10 protein-coding genes are annotated in these 10,716 nt (G+C 60.4%); 7 read left to right on the plus strand and 3 right to left on the minus strand.

The window, feature by feature from the left end:
- On the plus strand, window positions 1-735 hold the full coding sequence (locus NKJ40_RS28465) for a type IV secretion system protein (protein ID WP_352468900.1): 735 nt from the start codon (window positions 1-3) through the stop codon (window positions 733-735).
- Here NKJ40_RS28465 and NKJ40_RS28470 read toward each other — a convergent pair.
- The gene (locus NKJ40_RS28470) at window positions 732-905 is read right to left on the minus strand and encodes a hypothetical protein (RefSeq protein ID WP_352468901.1); all 174 of its coding nucleotides are present in this window, start codon (window positions 903-905) and stop codon (window positions 732-734) included. The genes NKJ40_RS28465 and NKJ40_RS28470 overlap by 4 nt on opposite strands.
- A gap of 12 nt (window positions 906-917) precedes the next feature.
- Here NKJ40_RS28470 and NKJ40_RS28475 point away from each other — a divergent pair, with 12 nt between their 5' ends.
- The 6 genes from NKJ40_RS28475 (at window position 918) to NKJ40_RS28500 (ending at window position 8,182) form a co-directional block, all read left to right on the plus strand.
- On the plus strand, window positions 918-1,961 hold the full coding sequence (locus NKJ40_RS28475) for a TrbL/VirB6 family protein (RefSeq protein ID WP_352468902.1): 1,044 nt from the start codon (window positions 918-920) through the stop codon (window positions 1,959-1,961).
- Between the two features lie 18 nt (window positions 1,962-1,979).
- A complete protein-coding gene (locus tag NKJ40_RS28480) occupies window positions 1,980-2,741 on the plus strand; it encodes a VirB8 family type IV secretion system protein (RefSeq protein WP_352468903.1) in 762 nt (253 codons plus the stop codon).
- A complete protein-coding gene (locus tag NKJ40_RS28485; protein ID WP_352468904.1) occupies window positions 2,738-3,535 on the plus strand; it encodes a TrbG/VirB9 family P-type conjugative transfer protein in 798 nt (265 codons plus the stop codon). The genes NKJ40_RS28480 and NKJ40_RS28485 overlap by 4 nt, the downstream gene beginning before the upstream one ends.
- Window positions 3,535-4,998 carry a type IV secretion system protein VirB10 gene (virB10, locus tag NKJ40_RS28490; protein ID WP_352468905.1) on the plus strand — a complete coding sequence of 488 codons (1,464 nt, stop codon included), beginning with the start codon at window positions 3,535-3,537 and terminating at the stop codon, window positions 4,996-4,998. Before NKJ40_RS28485 ends, virB10 begins: the two co-directional genes overlap by 1 nt.
- Entirely contained in the window at window positions 4,995-6,020 is a 1,026-nt protein-coding gene (gene virB11 / locus NKJ40_RS28495) for a P-type DNA transfer ATPase VirB11 (protein WP_352468906.1), read from the plus strand. Before virB10 ends, virB11 begins: the two co-directional genes overlap by 4 nt.
- A gap of 428 nt (window positions 6,021-6,448) precedes the next feature.
- On the plus strand, window positions 6,449-8,182 hold the full coding sequence (locus tag NKJ40_RS28500; RefSeq protein ID WP_352468907.1) for a type IV secretory system conjugative DNA transfer family protein: 1,734 nt from the start codon (window positions 6,449-6,451) through the stop codon (window positions 8,180-8,182).
- A 105-nt stretch (window positions 8,183-8,287) separates the two neighbouring features.
- On the opposite strand, the gene NKJ40_RS28505 is transcribed toward NKJ40_RS28500, so the two are convergent.
- Both NKJ40_RS28505 and NKJ40_RS28510 read right to left on the minus strand, forming a co-directional pair.
- Complete coding sequence (locus tag NKJ40_RS28505; RefSeq protein ID WP_352468908.1) at window positions 8,288-8,536, minus strand: DUF982 domain-containing protein; 249 nt, start codon at window positions 8,534-8,536, stop codon at window positions 8,288-8,290.
- Between the two features lie 40 nt (window positions 8,537-8,576).
- Entirely contained in the window at window positions 8,577-10,229 is a 1,653-nt protein-coding gene (locus tag NKJ40_RS28510) for an MFS transporter (protein WP_031195547.1), read from the minus strand.
- Window positions 10,230-10,716: the final 487 nt, after the last annotated feature.

The raw sequence follows: 10,716 nt of genomic DNA on the forward strand, positions 1-10,716 counted from the left end.
ATGAAGAAATTCGCGATTGCCGCCAGTCTTGCGCTTTGGGCAAGCACGGCCTTCGCACAGATTGCCGTCATCGATGGCGCTAATCTCGATGTAGCCCGCAAGAATGCGGAAAACACCAACTCCATCATGGCCTCGAACAAGGATATCCTGAAAAAGAGCGAGGAGATCCTGCAGGCTCTCAGCGGCAGTCGTGACGGTTCGCTTGGAATCGGACAAATGGGCCTCGGCGGCAACATGTCGATTGCCCAGGCTCCGTCGTTCGGATCGATCCTGAACGGCGGCGCGCTTTCGTTTGGTGGCCTTTCGCCCGAAATCCAGAAAATCGCCGGCGCCGTCATCAACGGGCTCCAGCTGGTGAAGCAGCTCCAGCAGATCGCCGGCAAAGAGACGAGCGCCGTCAACTCAGCCTACGGCGGCAGCGTCAACGTGGCCTCGCTGCTAAGCGCGTTGACTTCGCAGGCCTCGCAGGGCGTCACCCAGCGCGAACAGTCACTGCAGTCCGCGAGCGGGCAGATCGGGCAGTCGCTGGACGTGAAGGGTTCGGTGGACCAGAACACGCGAATGCAGCTGGAAAACGCGCGCGCGGTCAACGAATTGATCGGCGTCCAGAACGGTGCGGTCGCGGCATTGAATGAGAAGCTGAAGACAGACCTTCTTCGTCAGAGCCAGGTCCAGAAGATGATGACACCGCGCAACGTCAATCCGTTCTCGGACTTCGGCAAGAGCGGAGGCTAGCACTTGTCGAGGCTGGTGTTGCGCACATGCGTTATGATCGGGCTCAGCGCAGGGCTTTTCGGATGCGCAAATCGCGAACTGAAAGCGCCGTGCGGGCGTTTGGCGTATGCGCACGCCGACGAATGCGGCGCGCTGAAGCCGGTCAATTCAACGCCGTTCGCCAGCATCATTGACGAGGATCCATGAACGGTCTCGCCGAAAGCATTCTCGGTGGCATTGACAACATCGGTGAGGACTTCGTCCGCACCGTCTATATGCAGTTGGGCAATGCGATGGGCAACGTCTTCACCCTGATGCTGACCCTCTATATCGTGTGGTGGGGCTATTCGATCCTGAGCGGGCGTGAGTCGATTTCGCCAATCGAAGCGGCCTATCGCCTAGGCCGCGCCGTCATTATCTATCTGCTGCTAACGGGATGGGGCACATTTTCCGCGACGATCTATCAGCTCGCGCAAAGCATTCCAGACGAGGTCGGCAAGGTGATCGTCGGCGCCGTGTCGCGGGCCACCGGCAACCAGCTCAGCGACCAGGCGGCAATTCCAGCGCTTATCGACAATCTCTACCAGGGGGCGCAGGACGTCGCCAATCAGGTCTACAGCGGATCCTTCTATGACATTTTTGGTGCGCTCTTGTCGCTGCTCGTTCTGCTGTCTGCCATCATCTTCGCAGCGCTTGCCATTGCCGCGATCATCGCCGCCAAAGTGATGTTGTTCATCACGCTCGCCTTGGCGCCGATATGGATCATTCTTTGGCTTTACCGATGGTCCTCGCGCATGAGCGAAGGCTTCCTTTCGCTGACCACCTTTCTGATGATCCAGCAAGTCCTGATTTACGGCTTTCTCGGTTTCTACTTCTCGCTCGTCAATGCGGCGCTGAACACCGCCACGTCCGGCGGAGCGACCATGGACAGCAAAATGTCGCTGGTGCTGCCGCTGGTGCTGGTGACGATCATCGGGATCTACGTTCTCATGCAGATACCCTCGATTGCTTCGATCCTGAATGGCGGCGGCTATCTCAGCACCGTGGGAGCCCGGTACTCATATGGGACGTTCGGCAGGAATGCCGTGCGCTATTCCGGCGCGCGCTGGGCCGCCGGCCGTGCCGCTCGCGGCGCCCGGCAGCTCGCGGCAAACAGTTTTCGATCTTCGCGAGCAGCGAGGGCGGACGACGCAACCCGGTCCGCCATCCAGCAAGGTGCGCGGGATAACTCCAGGCCTCTGGCCTAGAACACCAGAACGATCGCGGTGCTGGATCAGGATGCGGCGGGCAAACGAGGCAATAATAAAGTGGCAATTCCAGTGGAAACGGTTGCTGACAGCAGCAGCGAACTCGTCGACAAGCGCTATTACAGGGCGGGCGCGACCTGGGAAGACGACACGCACAGGTCAATGCGTCGATCGCGTACATTGGCATGGATCGTCAGTGGCGTTTCTGGACTGGTGGCGGTGTTGTCGCTGCTGGCGCTCGTGCTGATCCTGCCGCTCCGGCAGTTCGAACCGTATGTTGTGGAGGTCGATAAATCGACGGGCTACCTCGAGATCATGCGCGCGCTCAAGCCTGGAGATTTGTCCCAGAACGAAGCCGTCACGGCGGCCAATCTGGTACGCTACATCAGGGCCCGCGAAACCTACGATTCGCGTGAACTGAAACAGAATTACGACCTGGCGCAACTCTACTCCACCGACACGGCGTCCAAGGATTTGACATGGCTGTACACGCCTGCGAATCCTCAGTCGCTGGACAAGATCTATGGCCGCAATGCCACGATCTCGGTCGAGATCAAGTCGGTATCCCTGCTCAACCGCAACACAGCATCAGTGCGCTTCGCCACGACGACGCGGCGGGACAATTCTTCGACCGTCGACAATTGGGTCGCGGTGATAAAATTCCGCTACACCTCGACGCCGCTCAAGAACGAATGGCGCTTCGACAACCCGTTGGGATTTCAGGTTACGGATTATCGCCGCGACCAGGAATCGGCGCCCGCTGCGGGGAGCCTACAATGAGATGGCGCGTGGGCCTTGCGCTGTCGGCCGCCTTTCTGCTCGGCACAATGCACGACGCGGCCGCACGCGACGGCCGCATCCGATACGTCACCTTCAACAATGACGACGTGACGTCGGTGCGCGCAGCTCTGGGTATTTCGACGATGGTCGAGCTCAGCCCGACCGAAGTCATCGAAACCGTGTCGGCTGGCGACACGAAAGGCTGGTCGATCATCCCCAAACGCGGATCGCGATTTCTGTTCGTAAAGCCGCTGGAGCGCGATGCGTGGACCAACGTCAACGTCGTCACCAACCGGCGCGTCTATTCCTTGCTGCTGCAGGCAACCGACAATAGCCGTGACCGGGCATCCTTCCAGGTCCGGTTCAAATACCCGGACGAGGATATCAACGCGCGCCTGCTCTCACAGGCCAAGGAGAGCGCCGCCGATCCGGATTTGAAGGATCTGAACTATGCCGATCTCAACTACGACTACGCCTACAAGGGCGACGACAGCCTGAAGCCGCGCACCGTATTCGACGACGGCACCAAGGTGTTTCTGGAGTTCAAGGGCGACATTCCGGCGATCTTCGTTGTCGACGACAAGCGCCATGAGTCGCTGGTCAACGTTCGTACGCAGGGCAAATACACCGTCATCGACAAGGTCGCGCGGCAATTCACCTTGCGGGCCGATGGCAAGACGCTCTGCCTCTACAACCGGGCGCGACCCAACGCTATCGACCCGGTCGAGCAGATCTACGGTCCAACGAAACTGACAGGCGGTTCCACCCTGTTCGGATCCAGCGGAGGGCGGTGATGACCCAGATCGATTATAACCAGTTGGACGGCAGCCCGACAGTCGCGCGCCGTGGTGCGGGCGTGGGTACCAGGATCGCCCTGGTCGGCCTCGGCGTAGTGCTGGTAGGCGCGCTGATATGGCTGAACTGGCCCCGGGAGCCGGTATCGCGCGATCTTCGCAGCGATGGCGAGGAAAACTTCAATCCGCCAGAGTTCCGCCCGCCGGCGTTGAACGACCCGCCGCAACCTGCCGACGGCACGATCGACCAGATCGTGGTGCCGCCACCAGCTGACGGCCAAAAGGGCACGCAACAAGCCGATAATGTCGACCAGACCGTGCAGGAGGGCGCGGATCTCGATGCGCAGCGACGCGCGCTGGAGGCGCAAATGGCGGCTGAGGAGGCTCGCCGCAAGGCTGAGGCGGAAGAAGCCCGCCGCAAGGCCGCGGCTGACGAAGAGGCTCGCCGTAAGGCAGAGGCCGCCGAGCATGAAAAAGCGGTGTGGGAACGCCTGCGGTCGAACCAGATGGTGATGAATGATCAAACCGGCTCGACAGATGCCGGCGCCCAGGCGGCGCAGGTCGAAATCGCGCCGGACGGTCAGATCATTGCGGTCCCCGGCGCCGACAGTGATCCCAACAAGGCATTCCTGGCGCAGTCTGAGGCAAGTTCTTCCGGCATCGTCAAAGCCACGGTCTTCCGCCGCACCGATGCGTTGATCCCAGAGGGAACGATCATTCGCGGCTATTTGGAAACCGCCATCAACACCGACCTTCCCGGTGCCGTACGCGCTGTCGTGCGCGAGGATGTCTTCTCGCTCGACGGAAGGCGGATCCTCATTCCAAAGGGCTCGCGGCTGACCGGGGAATACCGCTCGGGGCTTGCGCGCGGTCAAAAGCGTGTTTTCATCGTCTGGAGCAGGGCCATCCGCTCGGACGGCATTTCCGTCGATATCAAGTCGCCTGGGGCAGACGCGCTCGGCCGCGGTGGCCTGGGCGGCCGTGTCGATACGCGCTGGCTTGAACGCTACGGCAACGCCATCATGCTTTCCGTCGTTGGCGGCGTCTCTGAATATCTGTCCTCGCTAGCCGATAGCAGCCAGGATGGACAACAGCGCCAGGTGTCGACGATCGATCCCGTGACCGGTGAGACCACGACCGTAACTTATGGTGGCAGTGGTTCGCAGCGCGACGCCCGCAGCATCGCTTTTGACAAGTCATCGACCGCCTTGCAGCAACTTGCGCAGGAGGCGTTTCGCGACACGCAGAACATTGGTCCGACAGTTTATGTCGATCAGGGCACATCGATTGTCGTGCTGGTGCGACGAGATCTCGATTTCTCGGATTTGTATGCTGATCCCATTCAGGAAGAAGTTGCACGGCTGAAGGCCGGCGGGCGGCCGAAGTCGGCGATCGATCCGACGCCTCTTTACGCGACGCCAAAGGATCATTTCTATCCAGGCTATGGGAGCCCGGTGAAATGAATGCCGTGCATCCCCTCCCCGACCCATGGGCGAGAGCCCCGGTCCTCCGCGCCCATCTGGAGCCGATATGGTCCTATTTGAACGAAGATGCGGTGTCCGAGATTGCAATCAACAGGCCGGGTGAATTGTTCATCGAACGCCTCGGCGCGAAGGAAATGGAGCACGTCGTCAAGCGCGAGGTCACGCCCGGCTGGATTAGGCATATCTCGACGGGCGTCGCCTCGGCGACCAATCAAGTCATCAACGAAGAAAAACCGGTCCTGTCGGCCGCTCTACCCTCGGGTGAGCGCATCCAATGCATCTTGCCGCCCGCGGCTCCCGAAGGCGGGGCGATTTCGATCCGCAAGCAGGTCATCATGGATATGAGCCTTGATGCCTACAACGATCTCGGCGCCTTCGAAAACACCGCGATGGGCAGCGGCCTGGCGCTGTCAGCCGAAGAAAAGCGACTTGTCGAGATGTTGCACGACACGTCGCCTATGGACTTCCTGCAGTATGCGGTGCGCAACCGCGTCTCGATCGTCGTTTCAGGCGGCACGTCGACGGGCAAGACGACGTTTTTGAATGCGCTCCTGAAGGAGGTCCCGGCCCATGAGCGGATCATCACGATCGAAGACACCCGCGAACTGCGGCTGCCGGCTCCCAACAACGTCACTCTGATAGCCTCAAAGGGCGACCAGGGCCTTGCCAAGGTCTCCGCCCAACAGCTGCTTGAGGCCTCGCTTCGCATGCGACCCGACCGTCTGCTACTGGGCGAATTGCGCGGCGCTGAAACCTTCGCCTTCCTCCAGGCGATCAACACCGGCCATCCGGGTTCGCTCACCACCGTTCATGCCAATTCGGCCCGGTCCGCCTACGAGCGGCTGGCGCTGATGGTCATGCAGGGCAGCTCGGGCCTGTCGCGAAGCGAAATCCTCGACTACCTGCGCGAGGTCATTCCGGTGGTCGTCCAGATGGTCCGCACCGAAGGCGGACGGCGCGGCATCAGCGAGATCAAGTTTACCAAGGCGGAGACAATCTAGCGGGGCCATTCATGCAGAAAATCGCAACAGCAATTTTCATGGTGCTCATGGCGACGGCCCTGGGCGGCCTGGCCTTCACGGTCGCCTATGCCGCGACAGATTGGTTCAGGACTGGCTCCGACGTCCTGTTCGACCAGTTGAACGCCAATCCCTTGCCGGTCGTTCGTCTGGCCTGGGCGGATACGATGGCGAGGAACTTTAGCCGGGTACAATACGCCGTTGCCGCAGGGGCATCAGGGTTTCTTGCGCCCTTGGTCGGCCTGCTTCTCATGCGCCCGAGAAAGCGCAATGACTCTCGCTTCATGACGATGGGCGACATATCGAAAACCGGCCTGACGAAAGTTGGCGGCGTCTTCGTCGGTCGAGCCGGCGGCAGGCTTACCGGAATTCTGTCGCCCGGCCGCGATCAGCGCTCCGGCAAGATCCGCTTGACGCAGCGCAGGCTGATCGGCGGCAAGAAATTGTGGATTGATGGCGATGATGTCGGCGGCTTCGTCATAGGGCCGCCGCGCTCCGGTAAAGGCACTTCTCTCATCATCCCGAACGCCCTGACCTGGCCGCATTCGTTCGTGGTTCTCGACCTGCGTGGCGAGACCTATGCGGCCACCGCCGGCTACCGTTCAACCATGAGCCGCGTGGTGCGTTTCGCGCCGGCTGATCCGGACGGCAATACCGCATGCTACAATCCGATGGACTTCATCTCGCTGGATTCGGCGCAGCGCGACATCGACCTTCGCAACATCGCTGCAGCGCTGTTTCCGCGCCCCCCTTCGAACGCGGATCCCTACTGGGTTAACGACGCCCGCCTCCTTTTTACCGGCATCGCGTCCTTCGTCATGGAATCGCCTGCGATCCCGAACGAGAAGAAGACCTTCGCCACAATCCTCGAGATCATGAACGGTGCCGAGCAGCCGCTCCTGGAGTTCATCGGCTCGCTGCGCGAGGAACGCCGCCGCGAATGCTCGCATTTCACGCTGCAAACCCTGCTGCCATATTTTGAGATGTCTGAGCGGCAGTTTTCCGGGATATATGCCGGCGTACGCACCGGCATGGCCCCTTTTCTCAACGAGCGCCTGATGCGAGCTACGTCGCGCAGCACGTTCGATATTCGCAGGCTGAAGCGCGACCGGATCTCTCTTTATCTCGACGTACGGCGCGAGCAGATCACCTCCCTTGGACCGTTGTTCAACGTCCTGATTACGCAGTTGATGAACTTCATGTCGGAAACTATGCCGCGTGCCGACGAGCATCCGGTGCTTGTGCTGCTCGACGAGTTCCAGAACCTCGGCAAGCTCGAGAACGTGACCGAAATGGCGAGCGTGCTCGGCGGCAACGGTGTTTCGATGTGGTTCTTCGTACAGTCGCTGAAGGCTGTAGACGAGATCTATCGCCAGGAGGGGCGCAAGACACTTATCAACGCGGCTCGCGTGCAGATCTTTTTCGGTGCGCAGGACGCTGACGATCTGCGCTACGTTTCCGAGCAGCTCGGCGAAACGTCGGACGTTCAAAAGGACGTGACGCGAACCAAGGCAACCTTGTTCGACACTTATTACACGCGCTCCGAGCACCGCAAGCAAGTGCGGCGGCCTCTTATGCGGCCGGATGAAATCCGCACGCTCGACAAGAACAAGGTCATCATATTGCCGCGCGGCGAACTGCCAATTCTCGGCACGCGCAATTTCTATTTCGCCGACGGCCGGCTCGCCAAACGCGCGTTCATACCCCTGCCCGCCTCTACCGACGCTTCGCGCACGAAAAGCCCTGCATTGGACGCTTCTGAGGCGGTTCCATCTCATGCGCTCCCGACGATTGTGCCGACAGCACCTGCGTACCGCTCGGGCCTCCTGCAGACGCGCCTGCGGCGCGGCGCGACATTTGCAGCAAAAGCTGACCGTATGGCTCTGCCGCGGGGCCGGCGCGCAATCGTAAAAGAACGGCCGAAAGCAACCGACGCTGCGGTCGTACCAGCTTATACCGCCATAGATTTTTCCGCGTTGGCGGCTAAAGCGGTCACGACAAGGATAGCACCCGATAAAGAAGCGGCGGTGGCGGCGATCCTGAACAATGTGCGCTCTCTCCGGGCCCACGCATCCGACAAAGAAGCTTTCGACCGAAATTTGAGCGTCGTCGAAGACACCTTGCCCGATGTAGTCGACGGGTAGGAACTGCTGCGCCCTGCTCGTGTCAGATAGAAGAGCGGCAACGTCATGCCTCAGGCCTTCTGTATCAGCCGCCAGTTGCCGGGCGGTGCCGCTTGAGCACTCCAGTCAATCGCCGCGTAGAATCTTTGCTTCGCGCGCGACCGCGACGAAAGCCCTGCGGGCGGCGGGTGGATGAAGCTCACCTCGTATAACCTTCAGACAGGCGTCCATAGCTGCCCTGTGCTTCTCCGTCTGACGACCACCAAGATCCCGCAGCAGGATGGAGGCCGCATCATTAACATCGAACACGGTGCGTTCTGTATAGCGGCCAATCTGAATCACAACTGGCCTCTCAAATCTTACCAAGCCGGTCATCTACCCTCACCCTTGAAACTCTATCAACAACAGCCTGCGATCACCGGCGGAAGAAAAATCGCGTCGGTTGATCCCGCTTGCGGGTTGCCCCGGTCGGCCGCTCAATCGAAAGTTTAGTAAGAGGTGGGTTTCCACCCATGTTCAATTCGAGCAGACGTTGGTCCAATTCCTTGTCCGCCGCTGTGAGGCGATGGTTTAGGCGCAGATAGTCCATCCAGGTCGGCGTGCGGAAGGTTTCTGTCCAAAGCGAGGAATCCTGAAGATCGCGCTGGAGGTTCCAGTGCCTGGCGCCGACGCGGCTTTGCACCCGCCGTCGTTCCTGCATCTGATCGAGGAAAGCTTCGACGTTTGCCTCCGGTATTGAGTACTCGATCTTGATGACGATCGGGCCGCTTCTCGGCTTCAGGTCGAGAGCGAGTTGCGGTGTCTCGAAGCCAAAAGGATCCTGATCAGAGTCTTGCCATTGACGGATCGGCAACAGGAACCCGGTGGCCGCGACCATCAGTAGCGCAGCAGCTGAAATCTCCAGGGCTGAGGCAAGCGAATAGTTCTCAGCCACCGTACCCCACAGCCAACTGCCGGCCGCGATACCACCCGACGAAAGGGCATAATAGATCGAGAGCGTGCGACCAACGACCCACCTTGGGCTTGCCAATTGAACGCTTACGTCGAGCCCCGTCCAGGTGACCACCCATCCCGCGCCGCCGAGCGCCAGCGCAATAGCCGCCACTGCCACTGAAGACGTGAGAGCAAGAGATAAACAACACGCCGCGCAAGCAATGCATGCCAGTATTGTCAGTCGCTCCTGGGAGAGCGACCGTCTCAAAACATTGTTGCAGATGCCGACGCACAAGGCGCCGGTCCCGAAGCCAGCCATCAGGATGCCATAAACGATCGGTCCTCCGCCTAATTGATCGCGGGCAACGACAGGCAGGAGCGCGAGTATGGAGATGCTGGTCAGGCCAAAAAGCGCGCCACGCGCGATTGCCGCCTTGATCTCCGCCGATAGCGCCGTGAAGCGCGCCCCGTCATGAATGGCCGTGGTCAATGGCTCGCGCGGGAGGGGGGACGAGCGAACATCCCATTTGCGGCGCCCTATGGTCCACAGCAGCGCTAGATAGGTCAGCGTCGCCACAGCGAAAGCTGTCAAAGGTCCAAAGGAGGCAACGACAATGCCACCAAGCGCCGGACCGACGCTTCGAACAGCGTTATATCCAACCGAGATGAGCGTAACCGCGGCTGGAACTTCGCGTTTTCGTAAGATGTCGCCGACCGACGCGTGCCAAGCGGGATCGGTGAAAGCGGCGCCCGCTCCGGCCAAACAGCTGAATGCAAGAACCATCCATGGATTGAAAATTCCCAAGCCTGCAAGAACCGTCAGCATCGCCGAGGACAGCGCTATCACGGACCAGCCAGCGAACATCAGATTGCGGCGGCTGAAATTATCAGCCAGGGCTCCGGCGATGATCGACAGGATGAATGTAGGCAACGTCGTCGAAGCCTGCACCAAGGCGACCATCACGTCGGAAGTCGAAATGGTCGCCATCAGCCAACTGATGGCGACAGTTTGAATTAGCCAGCCAAAGCTGGACACCTGCGTAGCAAGCCAGATCGATCGGAAAGTTGCATTCTCGAGCGGCGCAAATGTCGCCGACGAAGCTGGAGTCGCATCTGCGGGCGCCACCCTGCTCATTGGGTTGAGCCCTCCCCTCGGTCTATCGGTCGCGTTTAGAGGTGCCCTCCCGGCGCAGGTGCCCGTGGAGGAATAGCAGCATGAGCGCATTTGCTAGGGATAGCGCAAGACAATTCTTCACCGCCGGCGCTCTGGCCGAAGCGATTACTTGGTCTGGAAGAAAAGGCGGATGCAGCCTGACCGCAAATCGGGCATCGCACCGAGTTTAGGAATTGCCGCCTTCGGGAAGGAGACCTTCATTCCGCGCGGGAAACGATGCCCATGGAAAGCCTGGGACGACGGCGCCGATTTCTATCAGAGAGCTGGCCCGCAGCGGATTCAACGAAGCCGGGCCACACCTACCTAGCCGCCTTGATGCACGGCGATAAGCTTTTGACGGCCTGAAGCGACGCTGTGGTCGCCGTTGCGGTGCTTTTCCACGCGCCTCGTCAGGCGCCGGGATTGCTCCGTCGTGATGGCAGGCGGGGGTTTGCAGGTTGCGGTCGAC

Origin of the sequence: Mesorhizobium sp. M0119 (genome assembly GCF_040322615.1) — a bacterium.
GTDB lineage: Bacteria > Pseudomonadota > Alphaproteobacteria > Rhizobiales > Rhizobiaceae > Mesorhizobium.

What these genes read in the sequence shown, in the direction of transcription:
- NKJ40_RS28465 (WP_352468900.1), top strand. Translation starts at nt 1, where the DNA reads ATGAAGAAATTCGCGATTGCCGCCAGTCTTGCGCTTTGGGCAAGCACG.
- NKJ40_RS28470 (WP_352468901.1), bottom strand. Translation starts at nt 905, where the DNA reads ATGATGCTGGCGAACGGCGTTGAATTGACCGGCTTCAGCGCGCCGCAT.
- NKJ40_RS28475 (WP_352468902.1), top strand. Translation starts at nt 918, where the DNA reads ATGAACGGTCTCGCCGAAAGCATTCTCGGTGGCATTGACAACATCGGT.
- NKJ40_RS28485 (WP_352468904.1), top strand. Translation starts at nt 2,738, where the DNA reads ATGAGATGGCGCGTGGGCCTTGCGCTGTCGGCCGCCTTTCTGCTCGGC.
- virB10 (WP_352468905.1), top strand. Translation starts at nt 3,535, where the DNA reads ATGACCCAGATCGATTATAACCAGTTGGACGGCAGCCCGACAGTCGCG.
- virB11 (WP_352468906.1), top strand. Translation starts at nt 4,995, where the DNA reads ATGAATGCCGTGCATCCCCTCCCCGACCCATGGGCGAGAGCCCCGGTC.
- NKJ40_RS28505 (WP_352468908.1), bottom strand. Translation starts at nt 8,536, where the DNA reads ATGACCGGCTTGGTAAGATTTGAGAGGCCAGTTGTGATTCAGATTGGC.
- NKJ40_RS28510 (WP_031195547.1), bottom strand. Translation starts at nt 10,229, where the DNA reads ATGAGCAGGGTGGCGCCCGCAGATGCGACTCCAGCTTCGTCGGCGACA.